The organism is Paraburkholderia sp. NPDC080076 (assembly GCF_050281145.1).
Classification (GTDB): domain Bacteria; phylum Pseudomonadota; class Gammaproteobacteria; order Burkholderiales; family Burkholderiaceae; genus Paraburkholderia.
The window spans coordinates 584,582-605,454 of record NZ_JBNNWQ010000004.1 but is presented as its reverse complement, the minus strand read 5'-3'; the positions used below and the strand labels follow the sequence as shown (position 1 = coordinate 605,454).

The following is a 20,873-nucleotide window of genomic DNA, read 5'->3' as shown; positions in this document are numbered from 1 at the left end:
GATTTTACAATAGATTGACGGCCACGTCCTGACTGATGGGCGCCGCCGGCGCTGCCGGCTTTGCTTTTGCCCGCCGCCTGCGTTTCAGCCGAGGTCGCGCAGCAGCCTGTGCAATTCAGCCGGCGATTGGACGACGTGTTGGGCGTGCCATTGGGTCGGCGGAATATCGTTGCCGCAGTAGCCGTACGCCGCCGCGACCGTCTTCATGCCGGCGGCGAAACCCGCCTGCACGTCGCGCAGATCGTCGCCGACGTAGACGATGCGCTCCGGCACCACGTCCAGCTCGCGAGCGGCGTGCAGCAACGGCGCCGGATGCGGTTTGGAATGCGGCGTCGTGTCGCCGCTCACGACACAACCGGCGCGCTCTTCGAGGCCGAGTTGGGCGACCAGCGGCTCGGTAAGCCGCGCAACCTTGTTCGTGACGATGCCCCAGCGCACGCCGCGTGCATCGAGTTCGTCGAGTATTTCCTGAATGCCGGGGAACAGCGTGGTCTCGATGCACAGGTCCGCTTCATAGTTGGCGAGGAACTCCTCGCGCATCGACGCGAACTCGTGACTATCGGGGCCGATCCCGAACGCACCGCCGATCAGCCCGCGCGCGCCCGCGGACGCAAGCGGGCGCAGATCTTCGAGCGGCACCATCTCCAGCCCGCGATCGTGGCGCATCTTGTTGACGGCGGCCGCGAGGTCGGGCGCCGTGTCGGCTAGCGTGCCGTCGAGGTCGAACAGGACGGCTTGGCAAAGACCGAGTGCGTCTTCGTTGTCTTCGCGTTGGGGCAGGGGCGTGGGATCGCTCATTGATTCGATAGGTCCGGCAGGTCGGGGCGGATCAGACGTCGCGTCGGCAGGCGAGCATGTAGTTCACGCTCGTGTCGGCGGACAGCGTGAAATGCTTGCTGAGCGGGTTATAGACGATGCCTTTAATATCGGCCGTGCGCAAATCGGCGGCGCGCACGAAGCTCGCCAATTCCGACGGGCGAATGAAGCGCGCGTAGTCGTGCGTGCCCTTGGGCAGCATTCGCGCGATGTATTCGGCGCCGATCACGGCGAACAAGTACGACTTCACGTTGCGGTTCAGCGTGGAAAAGAACACCCAGCCGCCGGGTTTCACCAGCGTCTTGCACGCCTCGACTATGGCGGCAGGCCGCGGCACGTGCTCCAGCATTTCCATGCAGGTCACGACGTCGTACGTGCCCGGCTCGCGGGCAGCGAGCGCCTCGGCGGCGATTTCTTCGTAATCGACTGTTACACCACTTTCAAGGCTGTGAAGATCGGCCACGCCCAAAGCCTGGGTCGACAAATCAATGCCCTTCACGTGCGCACCCAGGCTAGCCATCGACTCGGACAGAATGCCGCCACCGCAGCCGATATCCAGCACGGTCTTGCCCGCGAGATGCGCGTGCGTGTCGATCCAGTTCAGGCGAATCGGATTGAGCTCGTGTAACGGCTTGAATTCGGCGTTCGGGTCCCACCAACGATGCGCAAGGTCGCTAAATTTCTGCAGTTCGTGGGGATCGGCGTTGGTCATGGCGGAAGCTGCCTCGAAGAGAGCGGTGAGCGGGCGCTCGAGGATAAACCCTGAGTATATAGGTCGAGGGACGGAGCGGCAAAATGCCCCCCGGTCCGAGGTCCGGTTGATGGAGGCGCGCGGCATCGCGCCGTGGTCGGACATAAAAAAAGCCCCGCCGAAGCGGGGCTTTGATACTGCGGTAATTTGTTGCTTACTGCTTCGAAGTACCGACAACTTCGACTTCCACGCGACGATCCGGTGCGAGGCAGGCGATGAGTTGCTTGTGGTTCTTCTGGTTGCAACCGGTCGTGACCGGGTTGCGCTTGCCCTTGCCTTCCGTATAGATACGGTTGGATTCGATGCCCTTGCTGACGAGGTATGCCTTCACAGCTTGAGCACGGCGCAGCGACAGACGGTCGTTGTACTTGTCCGAACCGATACGGTCCGTGTAACCCGTTGCGACGACGACTTCAAGGTTCAGCGCGCCGATCTTCGATGCCAGATCGTCCAGCTTTTCCTTGCCAGCCGGCTTCAGGATTGCCTTGTCAAAGTCGAACAGTGCGTCAGCTTGATACGTAATCTTCTGGCTCGTAATAGCCGGTGCAGGTGCGACCGGAGCCGGCGGAGTCGGAGCTTGAGCAACCAGAGCGCCATCGCACTTTGCGTTGGCCGTTGCCGGCGTCCAGAACGCATCGCGCCAGCACAGCTCGTTCGTGCCGTTCATCCACACGTATTCGCCGGTACCATTCACCCAGTTGTCGTTCGTAGCTTGTCGCGACGCCGGCACCGACTGTGCCATGGCGGATGCAGCCATAACCGCGGTAGCTGCAATGAACGCGAGCTTTGAAAGTTTATTCATATTTCTCCTCTCGAAATTGAGATTACCGCAGGTTTACTGCGAGCCTGTTGACGAAGACAAGTCATACATTGCTCGAAGTATAACATCGGTGTAGAACAAAAAACGTGCTGTGTAGACTTCGAGCAGTGTCTAACTCTTTGTGCGTTGGCATTTTGCCATATCGTTCCCTTCCAACGATAAAAAAATCTGCCCCCGATCGAATCGCCCTCCAATTGTGGTGCATGCGCAACAAAAGCAATTCCCTGGAGGCTCCGCCAGTCATGGCTGAGCGGCGAATTGCCCCACGCACGAATCGAGCCTGACCCGGCTCAAAAATGGGCGCCCAGGAACGCTTCGCGTGCGTTCCACTAATAGGTATACGTAGGTTCGTCGGGAGCGGATTCGCGGCATGTTAGAATCGCGTGATGCGTTGCGCCTGCAATGCTTACGCGAAGGCGCGGCGAAGTGAAGTTAAGCCGTCGTCTTGGCACGTAAAAGATACGGATAATGGATCAATTCGCCAAAGAGACTCTGCCAATCTCCCTAGAGGAGGAAATGCGCCGTTCGTATCTCGATTACGCGATGAGCGTGATCGTAGGGCGTGCGCTTCCCGATGTTCGCGATGGCCTGAAGCCGGTGCACCGGCGCGTGCTGTACGCGATGCACGAACTGAACAACGACTGGAACCGGGCGTACAAGAAGTCGGCGCGTATTGTCGGCGACGTCATCGGTAAGTACCACCCGCACGGCGACACGGCTGTTTACGGCACCATCGTCCGGATGGCGCAAGACTTTTCGCTGCGCTATATGCTGGTGGACGGTCAGGGCAACTTCGGCTCGGTCGACGGCGACAACGCCGCGGCAATGCGGTACACCGAAATCCGCATGGCGAAGATCGGCCACGAACTGCTGGCCGACATCGACAAGGAAACGGTCGACTTCACGCCGAACTACGACGGCAGTGAAAACGAACCGGCCATCCTGCCGGCGCGCATTCCCAATCTGCTGATCAATGGCTCGTCCGGCATCGCGGTCGGCATGGCGACCAACATTCCGCCGCACAACCTCAACGAGGTTGTCGACGCCTGCCAGCATCTGCTCAAGAACCCGGAAGCCACGATCGACGAACTGATCGAGATCATTCCGGCGCCCGACTTCCCGACCGCCGGCATCATCTACGGCGTGGCCGGCGTGCGCGACGGCTACCGCACCGGCCGTGGCCGCGTGGTGATGCGTGCGCTCACGCACTTCGAGGAAATCGATCGCGGCCAGCGCATGGCGATCATCGTCGACGAATTGCCATACCAGGTGAACAAGCGCTCACTTCTGGAGCGCATCGCCGAACTGGTCAACGAGAAGAAGCTCGAAGGCATTTCCGATATCCGCGACGAGTCCGACAAGAGCGGCATGCGCGTCGTGATCGAACTCAAGCGCGGCGAAGTGCCGGAAGTCGTTCTCAACAATCTGTATAAGGCGACCCAGCTTCAGGACACCTTCGGCATGAACATGGTCGCGCTGGTCGACGGCCAGCCGAAGCTGCTGAACCTGAAGGAAATGCTGTCGTGCTTCCTGTCGCATCGCCGGGAAGTGCTGACGCGGCGCACTGTATACGAACTGCGCAAGGCGCGCGAACGCGGCCACGTGCTCGAAGGTCTGGCGGTCGCGCTCGCCAACATCGACGAGTTCATCGCGATCATCAAAGCCGCGCCGACTCCGCCGATCGCCAAGCAGGAATTGATGGCGCGTCCGTGGGATTCGTCGCTGGTGCGCGAAATGTTGGCGCGCGCCGAGACGGAAAATGCCTCGGCGGGTGGCCGCGAAGCCTACCGTCCTGACGGGCTGAATCCATCGTTCGGTATGCAGACTGACGGCCTCTACCGTCTGTCCGACACCCAGGCTCAGGAAATTCTGCAGATGCGTCTGCAGCGCTTGACTGGTCTGGAGCAGGACAAGATCATCGGCGAGTACCGCGAAGTCATGGCGCAAATCGCCGACCTGCTGGACATTCTGGCTCGGCCGGAACGCATTACGGCGATCATCGTCGGCGAACTGACCTCGATCAAAGCCGAATTCGGCGACGCGCGCCGCTCGAAGATCGAGCTGAACGCCACCGAACTGAACACCGAAGATCTGATCACGCCGCAAGAGATGGTCGTGACCATGTCGCACGCCGGCTACGTGAAATCGCAGCCGCTGTCCGAATATAGTGCGCAGAAGCGGGGTGGCCGCGGCAAGCAGGCCACGGCAATGAAGGAAGACGACTGGATCGACACGCTGTTCATCGCGAACACGCACGATCACATTCTGTGCTTCTCGAATCGCGGCCGCGTCTACAGCGTGAAGGTCTACGAAGTGCCACAAGGTTCGCGGAACTCGCGCGGCCGTCCGATCGTGAATATCTTCCCGCTTCAGGACGGCGAGAAGATTACGGTTGTCTTGCCGGTGAAGGAATTTTCGGCTGACAAATTCGTCTTTATGGGCACCGCGTTAGGAACCGTAAAAAAGACGCCGCTGGAAGCCTTTGGCCGCGTGTTGCGCAAGGGTATTATTGCGGTCGGTCTGGATGAGGGCGACTACCTGATCGGCGCCGCCATTACTGATGGCCAGCACGACGTCATGCTGTTCTCGGATTCGGGCAAGGCGGTTCGCTTCGACGAGAACGACGTGCGTCCGATGGGCCGTGAAGCGCGCGGTGTGCGCGGCATGCAGCTCGAAGACGGGCAAAACGTGATCGCGCTGCTAGTGGCCGGCGACGAGCAGGAGTCGGTGCTCACCGCAACCGAGAACGGTTTTGGCAAGCGCACGCCGATCACCGAGTACACCCGTCACGGTCGCGGTACGAAGGGCATGATCGCGATCCAGACGTCGGAACGTAACGGCAAGGTCGTCGCCGCCACGCTGGTGGATCAGGAAGCGCAGATCATGCTGATCACCAATACTGGCGTGCTGATCCGTACGCGGGTGTCGGAAATCCGTGAAATGGGACGCGCAACCCAAGGTGTTACACTCATCAGCCTTGACGAAGGGACCAAGCTTTCAGGTCTGCAACAGGTTGCTGAGGCGGAAGCAGAAGCTGATGCTGAAGGCGACGCCGAAGGTCCCGCAGAAGGTGACAACGGTGGCGAAGAGGGCGGTGCGGCCTGATTTGCGTCAGCGTCTTACAGTCTCAGTGATTAGTTGAAAGCTGCGCCGGGAATAATGGCGTGTCGGGCCGATACGTGTCCCGCGCGGCTTGCTGCTCAAGTTCATTTCTATTAGGGAGTAATGATGCAAAAACGATTCAAACAACTGATGTTGCTGGCTGCCCTCGTGCCGACCTTTGCCATGGCTCAAGCGCTTCAAAGCCAGGCTCCGGCGGCTCCGGCTGCTGCCGCGGCACCGGTTGATCCGGCCAAGCAGGCTGCAATCAAGGACCTGTTGGACGCAATCGACGCGCAGAAGCTCGTCGGCGCGATCGGCAACAGCGCCCAGATGCAAGCCAAGCAGCTGGTTCCGGCAATCCTGTCGGACGCGCTGAGCGAAAACAAGACGATGACGGACAAGCAGAAGCAGGCTTCCGTCCCGACGCTGCAAAAGAACGCAGTGCCGAAGCTGGTTGACGGCGCAGGCCAGGTGTTCGCAACGGACAGTTTCCGTCAGGACGCCATGCAAGCTCAGTACGACGCTTACGCGAAGTACTACAGCACGTCGGAAATCAAGGATCTGACGACGTTCTACAAGAGCCCGACCGGCCGCAAGTTCATCCAGGTGCAAGACCAGGTTGGCCGCGACGTCGTGAACGGCTTGATGCAAAAGTACATGCCGCAATCGATCAAGGCAACGCGTGACCAGGCTGACAAGGAAGTCGCCTCGGTCAAGCCGGCTAAGTAAAAGCCAAGGTCGACAGGCTGCGCTGACATCGCGCCAGCTACCGTCCGGCAGGCCCGCCTCGTAGGCTGATGGCGCGCCGGGTTTGGCGGCTTGGCGGTGACAATGCGATAATGGCCGTTTGCGCACACGCGCAAACGGCCATTTTCTTTTTCGGCGCGAAATGGTCCGAAACCCGCGTCAGAACATCGCGTCGGCAAAATCGGGTTGTCAGCGTCACGGTGGTTGTTCGCCCGGCTGCCAACTTCGCCGATCTTTGCGCGATTTTCCTTTTTTGCGCCTGCTTCCAGGATCTCACGATGCGCGTCTTTAATTTCTCCGCCGGCCCCGCGGCCATGCCCGAAGAAGTGCTGCGTCAAGCCGCCGACGAAATGCTCGACTGGCAGGGCAGCGGCATGAGCGTGATGGAAATGAGCCATCGCGGGAAAGAGTTCATGTCGATCCACGAGGAAGCGCTCGTCGATCTGCGCGACCTGCTCGAGGTGCCCGCCAGCCATCGCATCCTGTTCCTGCAGGGCGGTGGTCTCGGCGAGAACGCGATCGTGCCGATGAATCTGATGGGCGCGAAGCCTCGCGCGGATTTCGTGGTGACGGGTTCCTGGTCGCAGAAGTCGTTCAAGGAAGCGCAGAAGTACGGCACCGTGCATCTGGCGGCGAGCGGCCAGACGGCCGACGGGTTCACCCGCGCGCCGGCGCGCTCCGAATGGCAACTGTCTGACGACCCGGCTTACGTGCATCTGTGCACGAACGAGACGATCCACGGCGTCGAGACGTTCGAGATTCCCGATCTCGGCGATATTCCGCTGGTGGCCGACGCCTCGTCGCACATCCTGTCGCGTCCCATGGACATCGCCAAATACGGCGTGCTGTTTGGTGGCGCGCAGAAGAATATCGGCATGGCCGGCGTGACGGTGGTGGTCGTGCGCGAAGACATGCTGGATCGCGCGCAGTCGATTTGCCCGTCGGCGTTCGAATGGAAGACCGTCGCCGAGAACAATTCGATGTACAACACGCCGCCCACTTATGCGATCTACATCGCCGGGTTGGTGTTCAAGTGGTTGAAGAAGCAGGGCGGCCTTGCCGCGATGGAAGCGCGTAATCTCGAGAAGTCGAAGTTGCTGTACGACGCGATCGACTCGAGCAGCTTCTATCTGAACAAGGTCGAACGTGGCTCGCGCTCGCGGATGAACGTACCGTTCTTCCTCGCCGACGAGTCGCGCAACGAAGATTTCCTGGCCGGCGCGAAAGCGCGGGGAATGGTGCAGCTAAAGGGCCACAAGTCCGTCGGCGGCATGCGGGCGTCGATTTATAACGCCGTCCCGCTCGAGGGCGTCAAAGCGCTTGTCGAATACATGAAGGAATTCGAACAGCGCGGTGCCTGAGCCACATTGGCTTGCAGGCGCGCGCATCCTTTCCAGCACGCATTTTTGCAGCAGCTACCGGCAGGGCCGTTTTCACGTATGGACGACGAACTCAATACCCGACTCAAACCCCTTCGCGAACGCATCGACGCACTCGACGCGCAGTTGATCGCGCTTCTCAACCAGCGCGCCGCGGTGGCGCTCGAAGTGGGCGAGGTCAAGAAGCATTTCAACGCGCCGGTGTTCCGGCCCGAGCGCGAGCAGCAGGTGATCGCGCGTCTGCAGGACATGAGCGAGGGGCCGCTCGCGAGCGAGCATATCAGCGCGATCTGGCGCGAGATCATGGCCGCGAGCCGCGCGCTCGAGAAGACCATCAAGGCCGCGTATCTCGGCCCGGTCGGCACCTACAGCGAACAGGCGATGCACGAGTACTTCGGTCAGTCGATCGAAGGCCTGCCGTGTCCGTCGATCGACGAAGTGTTCCGCTCAGTCGAGGCCGGCGCCGCCGAATTCGGTGTCGTGCCGGTCGAGAATTCGACTGAAGGCGCGGTGTCGCGCACGCTCGATCTGCTGCTGCAAACGCAACTCACGATTGGCGGCGAACTGGCTTTGCCGATCCACCACAATCTGTTGACGCTGAACGGGGGCCTCACGGGCGTGACGCGCGTGTGCGCGCATGCGCAGGCGCTCGCCCAGTGCCAGCGCTGGCTGTCGACCAACGCGCCGCATCTCGAGCGCCAGGCGGTGTCGAGCAATGCCGAAGCGGCACGCATGGCCGCTGAAGATCCGACCGTGGCGGCGATCGCTGGCGATCGCGCGGCGACCCATTATGGCTTGCAAGTGGCGTACGCGCTGATCCAGGACGATCCGCATAACCGCACACGCTTCGTGATGATCGGCAAGCAGCCGGCCGGCCCGAGCGGTTATGACCAGACGTCGCTGATCGTGTCGGTGGTGAACGAACCGGGCGCGATGGTCAAGCTGCTGGAGCCGCTGGCGCGGCACAGCGTGTCCATGACCCGCTTCGAATCGCGTCCGGCGCGCGTCGGCACGTGGGAGTACTACTTCTACATCGACGTCGAAGGCCATCGCGACGATTCGGCGGTCGCCGCCGCGCTCACCGAACTCGGCGAGAAGGCAGCGTTTCTGAAGATTCTGGGCTCGTATCCGCGCGCCCGTTGATGACAGTCAAGCGGCGGCCCATGGTATCCACGCTGCGGCCGCCGCGTATTCAATTACTCATAGTCGTTCGGAGATTCTCATGACAGCGTCTTTCGGTCCTTCCTACGTGCGCGCCATTGCGCCTTACATCGCAGGCAAACCGATTTCGGAAGTGGCCCGCGAGTTCGGTCTGGACGAAGCGACCATCGTGAAACTCGCATCGAACGAGAATCCCCTCGGCATGCCGGAGTCGGCGCAGCGCGCCCTGGCGCAGGCCGCGAGCGAACTGGGCCGCTACCCGGACGCGAATGCGTTCGAGTTGAAGGCGGCGTTGAGCGAGCGCTACGGCGTGCCGGCCGACTGGGTCACGCTCGGCAACGGCAGCAACGACATCCTCGAAATCGCCGCGCATGCGTTTGTGGAAAAGGGCCAGTCGATCGTCTATGCACAGTACTCGTTCGCGGTTTACGCGCTGGCCACGCAAGGCCTGGGCGCGCGCGCCATCGTCGTGCCGGCTGTCAAATACGGTCACGACCTCGACGCGATGCTCGCGGCTATCACCGACGATACGCGCCTGATTTTCGTCGCCAATCCGAATAACCCGACGGGCACGTTCATCGAAGGCCCGAAGCTCGAAGCGTTTCTCGACAAGGTGCCGCGCAACGTGGCCGTCGTGCTCGACGAGGCGTATACGGAATATCTGGCGGCAGAGAAGCGCTATGACTCGATCGCGTGGGTGCGCCGCTACCCGAACCTGCTAGTGTCGCGCACGTTCTCGAAGGCCTTCGGCCTCGCCGGATTGCGCGTGGGTTTCGCGATCGCGCAGCCCGAGCTGACCGATTTGCTGAATCGCTTGCGTCAGCCGTTCAATGTGAACACGCTCGCGCAAGCCGCGGCGATCGCTGCGCTGAACGACAAGGCGTTTCTGGAAAAGAGCGCGGCGTTGAACGCGCAAGGCTATCGCCGTTTGACCGAAGCGTTCGACAAGCTCGGTCTGGAGTATGTGCCGTCGGATGGCAATTTCGTGCTGGTGCGTGTCGGCAACGACGACGCGGCTGGCAACCGCGTCAACCTCGAATTGTTGAAGCAGGGCGTGATCGTGCGTCCGGTCGGCAACTACGGTTTGCCGCAATGGCTGCGCATCACGATCGGCCTGCCCGAAGAAAACGAAGCATTCATCGCGGCGCTCGAAAAGACGCTCGCCACCGCGTAAGCGGTAATCCTTGACCCGCGCGCCTCGTCGGCATGAAAGGCGCGCTTTTTCAGTGACCGACGTGGCCGCGTTTTCTTTTAACAAGCTGGTAATTTTCGGTGTCGGCCTGATCGGCGGATCGCTCGCGCGCGCGTTGCGCGAGCGGGGCGAGACCGAGGGCGCGCGCAAAGTGATTGGTGTGGGGCGTTCGTCCGCGTCGACTGAGCGCGCTCTGGAACTGGGTGTGATCGACGGCTCCGCGGCGTTGAACGACGACGCCTCGCTGCGTGAAGCGCTATCCGGCGCCGACTTCGTGCTGCTGGCCGCGCCCGTCGCGCAGACGCAGCCGCTGCTCGAGCGCATCGCGCCGTTTCTCGAAGACGCCACGATCGTCACCGACGCCGGCAGCACCAAATCGGACGTGGTCGCCGCCGCCCGCGCGGCGCTTGGCGCGCGCATCGGCCAGTTCGTGCCGGGCCATCCGATTGCCGGCCGCGAGGCGAGCGGCGTGGAAGCAGCCTTGCCCGACCTGTATGTCGGCCGCAATGTCGTGCTGTGTCCGCTGCCCGAAAACGCGCCGGCAAATGTGGAACGTGTCGCGGCGATGTGGCGCGCCACCGGCGCGCTCGTACGCAACATGGCGCCCGAGCAGCACGACCGCGTGTTCGCCTCGGTCAGTCATTTGCCGCACGTGCTCTCGTTCGCGCTGGTCGAGCAGATTCTCAATTCGCCCGACGCCGCGCTGAAATTCTCCTTCGCGGCGGGCGGTTTCCGCGACTTCACGCGGATCGCCGCGTCGAGCCCGGAAATGTGGCGCGACGTGTGCGTCGCCAATCGCGTCGCGCTGCTCGACGAACTCGACGCCTACACGGCAGTGCTCGCGCGCTTGCGCGCGGCCATCGAAGCCGCTGACGGCGCCGCCCTCGAAGCCGTATTCGCGCGCTCGCGCGTGGCGCGCACGGAATGGCAGGAACAGCGCTCGGCCGGCGTCGCCAATAGTGACGCGTCGAAATAACCGGAAACTGGACTCAATCATGGAATTCCTCGACCTCGGACCGTTTTCCCGCGCGTCCGGCACGGTTCGTCTGCCTGGCTCGAAGAGCATTTCGAACCGGGTGTTGCTGCTCGCGGCGCTCGCCGAAGGCGAAACGACGATCACGAACCTGCTCGACTCCGACGACACCCGCGTGATGCTCGACGCGCTCGAAAAGCTCGGCGTGCGTCTGAAGCGCGACGGCGACACCTGCGTCGTGACCGGCACGCGCGGCGCGTTCACGGCGCGCACGGCCGATCTGTTTCTCGGCAACGCCGGCACGGCGGTGCGTCCGCTGACGGCGGCGCTGGCGGTCAATGGCGGCGACTACCGCATTCACGGCGTGCCGCGCATGCACGAGCGGCCGATCGGCGATCTGGTCGACGGCCTGCGCCAGCTCGGCGCCAAGGTCGACTATGAAGAGAACGAAGGCTATCCGCCGCTGCGGATTCGTCCGGGGCAGATCAACGCCGACGCGCCGATTACCGTGCGTGGCGATGTGTCGAGTCAGTTCCTCACGTCGCTGCTCATGACGCTGCCACTGTTGCGCACCGAGAGCGGTGTGAGCACCGTGCAGGTGGACGGCGAATTGATCTCGAAGCCGTACATCGAGATCACCATCAAGTTGATGGAGCGCTTCGGCATCAAGGTTGAACGCAACGGCTGGCATCAGTTCGTCGTGCCGGCTGGGCAACGCTATCAGTCGCCGGGCGCGATCATGGTGGAGGGCGACGCGTCGTCCGCTTCGTATTTCCTCGCAGCCGGCGCGCTCGGCGGTGGGCCGCTGAAGGTGGAGGGTGTCGGCCGGGCCAGCATCCAGGGTGACGTCGGCTTTGCCGATGCGCTCATCAGGATGGGCGCGAACCTGCAGATGGGCGACGACTGGATCGAAGTGCGCGGCGTCGGCCACGACAGCGGCAAGCTCGAGCCGATCGACATGGACTGCAACCTGATTCCCGATGCCGCGATGACGATCGCCGTCGCGGCGTTGTTCGCGGATGGCGCGACCACGCTGCGCAATATCGCCAGCTGGCGCGTGAAGGAAACCGACCGGCTCGCCGCGATGGCGACGGAGTTGCGCAAGGTCGGCGCCAAGGTGCAGGAAGGCGAGGATTTCCTCGTCATCGAACCGCCTGAAAAGCTGATTCCGAACGCCGCCATCGACACCTACGACGATCACCGCATGGCCATGTGCTTTTCGCTGGTGAGTCTCGGCGGCGTGCCGGTGCGCATCAACGACCCGAAGTGCGTCGGCAAGACGTTTCCCGATTATTTCGAGCGCTTTACCGCGCTCGCCCAACCCTGATTCGACCCCGAATCGACTGACGTGCGACTTTTTCGATGAAACCGACCCGTCCCTTTCACCAGACGCCCGTCATTACGATCGACGGCCCGAGTGCCTCCGGCAAAGGCACCGTGGCCGCGCTGGTTGCCGCGAGCCTCGGCTTCCACTTGCTGGATAGCGGCGCGCTGTACCGTCTCGCCGCGCTTGCCAGCCTGCGCTACAACATCGAGGCGGCCGACGCCGACGCCCTTGCAAAACTGATCGACGATCTGCACATCACGTTTCGCGAGGGGCTGGCGCAGCTCGACGGCGTCGACGTCTCGGCCGAGATCCGCGCGGAGGAAGTCGGCGGCCGTGCCTCGGCGATCGCCGTGCATGCGCCGGTGCGCACCGCGCTGGTGGCGCGTCAGCGGGCTTTTCGTAAGGAACCGGGACTGGTTGCGGACGGCCGAGATATGGGCACCGTGATCTTCCAGGACGCCGTGCTGAAGGTGTTCATGACCGCCAGCGTCGAGGCCCGCGCGGCGCGCCGGCATAAGCAATTGATCCAAAAAGGATTTTCTGCTAATATAGATGACTTGCTCCGGGATTTGCGTGAGCGCGATGAGCGTGACAGTCAGCGCGCAGCCGCGCCACTCAAGCCCGCAGCGGATGCAAAGCTGCTTGATACCTCCGCCTTGTCGGTCGACCAGGCGGTCGAGCAAGTGGTGCAGTGGTATGAAGCTTTAGTCCCGCATGCCTGATGAAAGTACGAGTTGTGCTTCAGGTGTGGGCGCAGTAGAAGTCCGTTGTCAGTAGGTGCTTCGCGATTGTCGCGCAGCGTTGTGTTAACCCTTTAACCCCGTGTGGCATTCGCATTCTTGGCCGTTGTTGCTGACCGTCCGGCCAGCCGGGCACCGCGAGAACCATGCAAATTTTGATTTTTATGTCCGACCTGCAAACCTCTACCCCGAATACCGAATCTTTTGCGGCTCTGTTCGAAGAGTCGCTGACCAAGCAAGACATGCGCGCCGGCGAAGTGATCTCCGCCGAAGTCGTGCGTGTTGACCACAACTTCGTGGTCGTCAACGCTGGTCTCAAGTCCGAAGCCTACATCCCGCTCGAAGAGTTCCTGAACGACGCGGGCGAGGTAGAAGTGCAGGCGGGCGACTTCGTTTCCGTCGCGATCGACGCGCTGGAAAACGGCTATGGCGACACGATCCTGTCGCGCGACAAGGCGAAGCGTCTGGCTTCGTGGCTGTCGCTGGAAAAGGCTCTCGACAACAACGAACTCGTGACCGGCACGATCACGGGCAAGGTCAAGGGCGGCATGACCGTCATGGTCAACGGCATCCGCGCATTCCTGCCGGGTTCGCTGGTCGACACGCGTCCGGTCAAGGACACGACCCCGTACGAAGGCAAGACGCTGGAATTCCGCGTCATCAAGCTCGACCGCAAGCGTAACAACGTCGTGCTGTCGCGCCGTGCCGTGATCGAAGCGACCCAAGGCGAAGAGCGCGCAAAGCTGCTCGAAACGCTGAAGGAAGGCGCGATCGTGGAAGGCGTGGTGAAGAACATCACGGATTACGGCGCGTTCGTGGACCTCGGCGGTATCGACGGCCTGCTGCACATCACCGACATCGCATGGCGTCGTGTGCGTCACCCGAGCGAAGTGCTGTCGGTTGGCCAGGAAGTCACCGCGAAGATCCTCAAGTTCGATCAAGAGAAGAACCGCGTTTCGCTGGGCATCAAGCAACTGGGCGACGATCCGTGGGAAGGCATTTCGCGCCGTTACCCGTCGGGCACGCGCCTGTTCGGTAAGGTCACCAACATCACCGACTACGGCGCATTCGTCGAAGTCGAATCGGGTATCGAAGGCCTGGTTCACGTGTCGGAAATGGACTGGACGAACAAGAACGTTGCACCGTCGAAGGTCGTGCAACTGGGTGACGAAGTCGAAGTCATGGTTCTCGAAATCGACGAAGACCGCCGCCGTATCAGCCTCGGCATGAAGCAATGCAAGCCGAACCCGTGGGACGACTTCAGCCGCAACTTCAAGAAGGGCGACAAGCTGCAAGGCGCAATCAAGTCGATCACCGACTTCGGCGTCTTCATCGGTCTGCCGGGCGGCATCGACGGTCTGGTTCACTTGTCGGACCTGTCGTGGAGCGAAACGGGCGAAGAAGCAGTTCGCAAGTACAAGAAGGGCGACGAAGTGGAAGCGATCGTTCTCGGCATCGACGTCGAGAAGGAACGCATTTCGCTGGGCATCAAGCAACTCGAAGGCGACCCGTTCAGCAACTTCGTTGCCATGAACGACAAGGGTTCGATCGTCGACGGCGTGGTCAAGTCGGTGGACGCGAAGGGTGCTGTGGTTCAGCTGTCGGCAGAAGTCGAAGGCTACCTGCGCGCTTCGGAAATCGCACAAGACCGCGTGGAAGATGCTCGCAACGTGCTGAAGGACGGCGACAAGGTCAACGCGATGATCATCAACATCGATCGCAAGTCGCGTGGTATCAACCTGTCGATCAAGGCCAAGGATTCGGCTGAGCAACAGGAAGCGATTCGCGGCCTGGCTTCGTCGGACTCGAGCTCGGCTGCCACCGGCACGACGAACCTCGGCGCGCTGTTGAAGGCCAAGCTCGACGGCCAGAACCAGTAAGCCTGAGAGGTCTGCTGCAGTATGACCAAATCGGAATTGGTCGCCCAGCTGGCTGCGCGATTTCCGCAACTTGTCCTTAAAGATGCGGATTTCGCGGTGAAGACGATGCTTGATGCGATGTCGGAGGCACTTGCCAACGGTCATCGCATCGAAATTCGCGGCTTCGGCAGCTTCGGCCTTAACCGCCGTCCCTCCCGCGTCGGGCGTAATCCCAAGTCGGGCGAGAAGGTGCTGGTACCTGAGAAGTACGTACCGCACTTCAAGCCGGGCAAGGAATTGCGCGAGCGGGTAGATCGTCGCGCGGGTGAGCCGTTGAAGGCCGAAGAGCCGGATGACGACCTGTAAATGCTTCGCTGCGCTATTTGCAGCGTGGCATTGGTAGCGTCAGCGGCCAAAGCCAGTCGGCAAAAGACCAGAAAAAGCGCCTTCGGGCGCTTTTTTTCGTCTGTACGTTTGGCGTTTTTGCGCCGCGACGTTCGCCTGGCCTGACGCGTGGCCCACAGGCACAGCCTGTGAGCACGACCGGCGAACCCAGACAAACTGACCCACGCACCCGCTTACCCACCTGCGGCAAGATAAAACCGCGTAAGCCCGCAATCCGCCAGTTCCTGCCCAGCCGCGAGGGCTTCAATTACAATACGGGTCACTTCGGCGCGGGCAACACCGTGGCGCGACGCGTCATCAAGCCGGCGTCACCCCGCAACTGCCGTCAAGAGACCTATTCATGAAATTTATCGTCTGGCTGATCCGTGTGCTGGTGTTCGTGCTGCTGCTGGTGCTGGCGCTCTCCAATACACAACCTGCTACGCTGAATTTCCTCGCCGGCTACGCATGGTCGGCGCCGTTGATCCTGATCGGCCTCGCGTTCTTCGTGGTGGGGCTGCTGGCCGGGTTGGTTTCGTCGATGCCGGCCATGCTGCGCTTGCGCATGGAAAATGGCCGGCTCAAGCGCGAGTTGCGGGTGGCGCGCGAAACCCCGGTCGTGGTCGAACAACCGCCCATGCCGCCGTTGATCTGAATTTCTTCCGCCGCGCATCGTGAGCGCGGCTTTCCGTCTTCGCTTTCCCGCACATTTGCATTAATCGCATGGATCTAGACTTCTGGTGGCTGCTTGTCATACCCGTCGCTTTCGCGTTCGGCTGGATGGCTGCGCGCTACGACCTCAAGACGCTGCTGTCCGAAAGCGCCAACTTGCCGCGTTCGTATTTTCGCGGCCTGAACTTCCTGCTCAACGAGCAGCCGGACCAGGCTATCGATGCCTTCATCGAAGTGGTCAAGCTCGATCCCGAAACGGTCGAGTTGCACTTCGCGCTGGGCAATCTGTTCCGTCGCCGCGGTGAAACGGATCGCGCGATTCGCGTGCATCAGAATCTGTTGAGCCGCGCCGACCTGCCGGTCAGCGAGCGCGATCACGCGCTTTACGAGTTGGGGCAAGACTTCCTGAAGGCGGGTCTGCTCGATCGCGCGGAAGAAACGTTCCGCTCGCTCGAAACCGGCGACTACGCGCTGGGCGCGCAACGCGCGCTCCTCACCATCTACGAAATCGAGAAGGACTGGGTCAAGTCCATCGATACCGCGCGTCATCTGGAAACGATGGGCGCGGAGTCGCTCGACAAGGAAATTGCGCAGTTCCACTGCGAACTCGCGCAGGAAGCGCTACAACAGAAGAAGCCGGACGAAGCCCGCCGCCAGCTCGGTTTCGCGCTGAAGGCGAACTCAACCAACGTGCGCGCCACGATCCTGTTCGGCGACGTCGACGCGGCCGGCGGCGCGCAGGAAGCGGCCATCGCCCAATGGCGGCGCGTGGAGGAGCAGAATCCGGCCTATCTGCCGCTGGTCGCGGAAAAGCTGATGAAGGCCTACGAGGCGCTCGGCCGCCCCCAGGATGGCGCCGATCTGCTCACCACGTGGGTGGACCGCTATCCGACCAACGATCTGCTCGATGTTGCCTATCAGCACGTCGCATCGCTGCGCGGACCTGACGCCGCCCATGCGCTGGCGCGCTCGCAAATGCAGAAGTCGCCGAATCTGGCGGGCATGACACGGTTGCTCGAGGCGCAGGAAGCCGCCGCGGAAGAACCGCGGCGCAGCGAACTCGAACTGATGCGCACGCTGATCCGTCAGCGCACCAAAAATCTGCCGCGGTATACGTGCCAGAATTGCGGCTTCAGGGCGCGGCTTTTCTACTGGCAGTGCCCGGGTTGCAGCGGTTGGGAAACCTATGCGCCGCGTCGCGTCGAGCCGATCACCGCGTCGAACTGACGCTTTGATGGCCGCGGCGGCTTCGGCTGCGCGGTCGCGCCGCCGCCCGGCGTGTGGCAACCGCCCCAGCGCGGGCGGATTTCGCAACGTGTTTCTGACCGGCTTCATCGCCGGGAATCATCACCGGAACCCTCTACCGGAAAGCGTATGAAAATCACCATTATCGGCACGGGCTATGTGGGTCTTGTCACTGGCGCGTGTCTCGCCGAGATCGGTCACGACGTTTTCTGTCTCGACGTCGATCCGCGCAAGATCGAAATCCTCAACAACGGCGGCGTGCCCATTCACGAGCCCGGTTTGCAGGAGATGATCGCCCGCACGCGCGCGGCGCGCCGCATCACGTTTTCCACGGATGTCGAAGCCAGCGTCGCGCACGGCGACGTGCAGTTCATCGCCGTCGGCACGCCGCCTGACGAAGACGGCTCGGCGGATCTGCAATACGTGCTCGAAGCGGCGCGCAACATCGGCCGCACGATGAACGGCTTCAAGGTGATCGTCGACAAGTCGACAGTGCCGGTCGGCACCGCGCAGCGCGTACACACGGTGGTCGAAGAAGAGCTGGCTAAACGCGGGCTCGCCGCCAGCGCGCAGCATCGCTTCTCGGTGGTGTCCAATCCCGAGTTCCTGAAGGAAGGTGCGGCGGTCGACGACTTCATGCGTCCCGACCGCATCGTGATCGGCATCGACGAAGACGAACCCGGCATGCGCGCGCGCGAATTGATGAAGCGTCTGTACGCGCCGTTCAACCGCAATCACGAACGCACTTTGTACATGGACGTGCGCTCGGCCGAATTCACGAAATACGCGGCCAATGCCATGCTCGCCACGCGCATCTCGTTCATGAACGAGATGTCGAATCTGGCGGACCGCGTCGGCGCGGATATCGAAGCGGTGCGCCGCGGCATCGGCTCGGATCCGCGGATCGGCTATCACTTCCTGTACGCCGGCTGCGGCTACGGCGGCTCGTGCTTCCCGAAGGACGTGCAGGCGCTGATCCGCACGGCCAGCGAGAGCGGCCACAATCTGCGCATCCTCGAAGCGGTCGAGGAAGTGAACCACAAGCAGAAAGACGTGCTGGTGCACAAGATCACGGACAAACTCGGCGACGATCTGAGCGGCCGCACGTTCGCCGTGTGGGGCCTCGCATTCAAGCCCAACACCGACGACATGCGCGAGGCGCCGAGCCGTCGCCTGATCGCGGAACTGCTGGCGCGCGGCGCCCAGGTGCGCGCGTACGATCCGGTCGCGGTGACCGAAGCGCGCCGCGTGTTCGCCATCGACCTGCATGACGCACCGGACCGGTTCGCGCGTCTGAGCTTCACGAGCACGCAGGACGAAACGCTCACCGGCGCCGACGCCCTAGTGATCGTGACGGAATGGAAAGAATTCAAGAGTCCGGATTTCGTTCATCTGAAATCGGTGCTGAAGTCGCCGTTGATTTTCGACGGCCGCAACCTGTATGAACCGGACGCGATGACCGAACTCGGCATCGACTACCACTCGATTGGACGCCCCTATGCCCAACCCTCTGAACTTCCGGCCGTTGCCTGAGACCGTGCCCGGCGCCGCGCCGTCCACGCCCGCAGCGCCGCTCACCGTCGTGCCGCGCGAACAGCTCGGCGCGGCGCGCGTGCTGGTGGTGGGCGACGTCATGCTCGATCGTTACTGGTTCGGCGACGTGAACCGCATTTCGCCGGAAGCGCCGGTGCCGGTGGTGCACGTGCAGCGTCAGGAAGACCGTCTCGGCGGCGCGGCGAACGTCGCGCGCAACGCGGTCGCGCTCGGCGCGCAAGCCGGCTTGCTGTGCGTGGTCGGCCATGACGAACCCGGCGAGCGCATCGTGCAGCTGCTCGGCGAAAGCGGCGTGAAGCCGCATCTCGAGCGCGATCCGGCGCTGCTCACCACGATCAAGCTGCGCGTGCTGTCGCGCCAGCAACAGTTGCTGCGCGTCGACTTCGAAAACTCGCCGGCGCACGAAGTGCTGCTCGCGGGTCTCGCCCGATTCGACGAACTGCTGCCGTCGCACGACGTGATTCTGATGTCCGACTACGCGAAGGGCGGCCTGACCCACGTCACGCAAATGATCTCGAAGGCGAATGCCGCGGGCAAGCCGGTGCTGGTCGATCCGAAGGGCGACGACTGGGAACGCTATCAGGGCGCCACGCTGATCACGCCGAACCGCGCCGAGTTGCGCGAGGTGGTCGGTCAGTGGAAATCGGAAGAAGATCTGCTCGCGCGCGTGACGAAACTGCGCACCGATCTGCAGTTCAAGGCGCTGCTGCTGACGCGTTCGGAAGAGGGCATGACGCTCTTCACGGACGACGGCATCCTGCACGCTTCGGCTGTCGCGCGCGAAGTGTATGATGTCTCGGGCGCGGGCGACACCGTGATCGCCACGCTCGCCGCCATGCTCGGCGCGGGTCTCACGCTGATCGAGGCGGTCGGGCTCGCGAATCGCGCGGCCGGCATCGTGGTCGGCAAACTCGGCACCGCCACTGTCGACTACGACGAACTTTTTCATTGATGCGGCCCGCCGGATTCCTCGCTGTGCGCCCGTGAGTGGCGCGTAAAAGGGATTCGCGGGGCGTCAACTGGACCTGTCGATTGGAGCTAGTGCAGAGCACTCGCTCCGATCCCATGCAAAGCTCTTTACCGCAGGCTCATCATGACCCTCATCGTCACCGGCGCGGCCGGTTTTATCGGCAGCAATCTCGTGAAGGCGCTCAACGAGCGCGGTGAACAACGCATCATCGCCGTGGACAACCTCACGCGTGCCGACAAGTTCAAGAATCTCGTCGACTGCGAGATCGACGACTACCTCGACAAGACCGAATTCGTCGAACGCTTCAAGCGCGGCGACTTCGGCAAGGTGCGCGCGATTTTCCACGAAGGCGCCTGTTCGGACACGATGGAAACCGACGGCCGCTACATGATGGACAACAATTTCCGCTATAGCCGCGACGTGCTCGATGTGTGCCTCGCGCAGAACATCCAGTTCCTGTACGCGTCGTCGGCGGCAACGTATGGCGGCTCGAGCCGTTTCGTCGAAGAGCGCGAGGTCGAGCAGCCGCTCAACGTGTACGGCTACTCGAAGTTCCTGTTCGATCAGGTGATTCGCCGCGTGCTGCCTACCGCGAAGAGCCAGATTGCCGGCTTCCGTTATTTCAATGTCTACGGGCCGCGCGAAACGCATAAGGCGCGCATGGCGTCGGTGGCGTTTCACAACTTCAACCAGTTCCGCGCCGAGGGCAAGGTCAAGCTGTTCGGCGAATACAACGGCTACGCCGCGGGCGAGCAGACGCGCGACTTCGTCTCCGTGGAAGACGTGGTGAAGGTCAACCTGTTCTTCTTCGACAATCCGGACAAGTCGGGCATCTTCAATCTGGGCAGCGGCCGCGCGCAACCGTTCAACGACATCGCCAGCACGGTGGTCAACACGCTGCGCTCGCTGAACAACGAACCGGCGCTGTCGCTCGCGGATCAGGTGCAGCGCGGGTTGATCGAATACATTCCGTTTCCCGATGCGTTGCGCGGCAAGTACCAGTGCTTCACGCAAGCGGATCAGTCGAAGCTGCGCGCAGCCGGCTACGACGCGCCGTTCCTGAGCGTTCAGGAAGGTGTCGATCGTTACGTGCGTTGGCTATTCGGCCAGGTGTAAATCTTTCGGATCCCTCTTTAAACTGGAATCTCCCGGTTGGTGATGGTCGCCAACCGGTTGTACGA

Annotated in this window: 18 protein-coding genes; 15 read left to right on the top strand and 3 right to left on the bottom strand. The window is 62.2% G+C overall.

Annotated features, from left to right (window positions below; genetic code table 11):
* Window positions 1-84 precede the first annotated feature (84 nt).
* The 3 genes from gph to ompA all read right to left on the bottom strand — a co-directional run bounded on the left by gph (window position 85) and on the right by ompA (window position 2,369).
* Window positions 85-798 (bottom strand): phosphoglycolate phosphatase, encoded by a 714-nt coding sequence (gene gph, locus ACQKRQ_RS19790; RefSeq protein WP_132373501.1) that lies wholly within the window; start codon window positions 796-798, stop codon window positions 85-87.
* 31 nt (window positions 799-829) lie between these two features.
* Entirely contained in the window at window positions 830-1,528 is a 699-nt protein-coding gene (ubiG, locus tag ACQKRQ_RS19785; protein WP_408180593.1) for a bifunctional 2-polyprenyl-6-hydroxyphenol methylase/3-demethylubiquinol 3-O-methyltransferase UbiG, read from the bottom strand.
* Window positions 1,529-1,721: 193 nt separating this feature from the next.
* Window positions 1,722-2,369 carry an outer membrane protein OmpA gene (ompA, locus tag ACQKRQ_RS19780; RefSeq protein WP_028200089.1) on the bottom strand — a complete coding sequence of 216 codons (648 nt, stop codon included), beginning with the start codon at window positions 2,367-2,369 and terminating at the stop codon, window positions 1,722-1,724.
* A gap of 486 nt (window positions 2,370-2,855) precedes the next feature.
* On the opposite strand from ompA, the gene gyrA reads away from it, so the two are divergent.
* The 15 genes from gyrA to rfaD all read left to right on the top strand — a co-directional run bounded on the left by gyrA (window position 2,856) and on the right by rfaD (window position 20,808).
* The gene (gene gyrA / locus ACQKRQ_RS19775; RefSeq protein ID WP_427478893.1) at window positions 2,856-5,492 is read left to right on the top strand and encodes a DNA gyrase subunit A; all 2,637 of its coding nucleotides are present in this window, start codon (window positions 2,856-2,858) and stop codon (window positions 5,490-5,492) included.
* 123 nt (window positions 5,493-5,615) lie between these two features.
* Complete coding sequence (locus tag ACQKRQ_RS19770) at window positions 5,616-6,218, top strand: DUF2059 domain-containing protein (RefSeq protein WP_011489486.1); 603 nt, start codon at window positions 5,616-5,618, stop codon at window positions 6,216-6,218.
* A 296-nt stretch (window positions 6,219-6,514) separates the two neighbouring features.
* On the top strand, window positions 6,515-7,597 hold the full coding sequence (gene serC / locus ACQKRQ_RS19765; RefSeq protein ID WP_132373504.1) for a 3-phosphoserine/phosphohydroxythreonine transaminase: 1,083 nt from the start codon (window positions 6,515-6,517) through the stop codon (window positions 7,595-7,597).
* Window positions 7,598-7,675: 78 nt separating this feature from the next.
* Window positions 7,676-8,758, top strand: coding sequence for a prephenate dehydratase (gene pheA, locus ACQKRQ_RS19760; RefSeq protein WP_427478891.1), 1,083 nt, complete (start codon window positions 7,676-7,678; stop codon window positions 8,756-8,758).
* Window positions 8,759-8,837: 79 nt separating this feature from the next.
* Window positions 8,838-9,950 carry a histidinol-phosphate transaminase gene (gene hisC, locus ACQKRQ_RS19755; protein WP_427478889.1) on the top strand — a complete coding sequence of 371 codons (1,113 nt, stop codon included), beginning with the start codon at window positions 8,838-8,840 and terminating at the stop codon, window positions 9,948-9,950.
* 52 nt (window positions 9,951-10,002) lie between these two features.
* Window positions 10,003-10,944 (top strand): prephenate dehydrogenase, encoded by a 942-nt coding sequence (locus ACQKRQ_RS19750; protein WP_427478887.1) that lies wholly within the window; start codon window positions 10,003-10,005, stop codon window positions 10,942-10,944.
* 19 nt (window positions 10,945-10,963) lie between these two features.
* Window positions 10,964-12,268: a 3-phosphoshikimate 1-carboxyvinyltransferase gene (gene aroA, locus ACQKRQ_RS19745; RefSeq protein ID WP_427478885.1), complete on the top strand. Its 1,305-nt coding sequence runs from the start codon at window positions 10,964-10,966 to the stop codon at window positions 12,266-12,268.
* Between the two features lie 35 nt (window positions 12,269-12,303).
* Window positions 12,304-12,990, top strand: a complete 687-nt coding sequence (gene cmk / locus ACQKRQ_RS19740; RefSeq protein WP_408180598.1) for a (d)CMP kinase — start codon at window positions 12,304-12,306, stop codon at window positions 12,988-12,990.
* A gap of 164 nt (window positions 12,991-13,154) precedes the next feature.
* Window positions 13,155-14,888, top strand: coding sequence for a 30S ribosomal protein S1 (rpsA, locus tag ACQKRQ_RS19735; RefSeq protein ID WP_091800091.1), 1,734 nt, complete (start codon window positions 13,155-13,157; stop codon window positions 14,886-14,888).
* A gap of 21 nt (window positions 14,889-14,909) precedes the next feature.
* The gene (locus ACQKRQ_RS19730; RefSeq protein WP_012433973.1) at window positions 14,910-15,233 is read left to right on the top strand and encodes an integration host factor subunit beta; all 324 of its coding nucleotides are present in this window, start codon (window positions 14,910-14,912) and stop codon (window positions 15,231-15,233) included.
* A 379-nt stretch (window positions 15,234-15,612) separates the two neighbouring features.
* On the top strand, window positions 15,613-15,906 hold the full coding sequence (locus tag ACQKRQ_RS19725; protein ID WP_095418546.1) for a LapA family protein: 294 nt from the start codon (window positions 15,613-15,615) through the stop codon (window positions 15,904-15,906).
* A 68-nt stretch (window positions 15,907-15,974) separates the two neighbouring features.
* A complete protein-coding gene (lapB, locus tag ACQKRQ_RS19720; protein WP_427478881.1) occupies window positions 15,975-17,150 on the top strand; it encodes a lipopolysaccharide assembly protein LapB in 1,176 nt (391 codons plus the stop codon).
* Between the two features lie 147 nt (window positions 17,151-17,297).
* A complete protein-coding gene (locus ACQKRQ_RS19715) occupies window positions 17,298-18,701 on the top strand; it encodes a UDP-glucose dehydrogenase family protein (protein WP_427478879.1) in 1,404 nt (467 codons plus the stop codon).
* The gene (rfaE1, locus tag ACQKRQ_RS19710; protein ID WP_132373510.1) at window positions 18,667-19,674 is read left to right on the top strand and encodes a D-glycero-beta-D-manno-heptose-7-phosphate kinase; all 1,008 of its coding nucleotides are present in this window, start codon (window positions 18,667-18,669) and stop codon (window positions 19,672-19,674) included. The genes ACQKRQ_RS19715 and rfaE1 overlap by 35 nt, the downstream gene beginning before the upstream one ends.
* A 141-nt stretch (window positions 19,675-19,815) precedes the next feature.
* Window positions 19,816-20,808: an ADP-glyceromanno-heptose 6-epimerase gene (rfaD, locus tag ACQKRQ_RS19705; protein WP_106283259.1), complete on the top strand. Its 993-nt coding sequence runs from the start codon at window positions 19,816-19,818 to the stop codon at window positions 20,806-20,808.
* The last annotated feature ends 65 nt before the right edge of the window (window positions 20,809-20,873 follow it).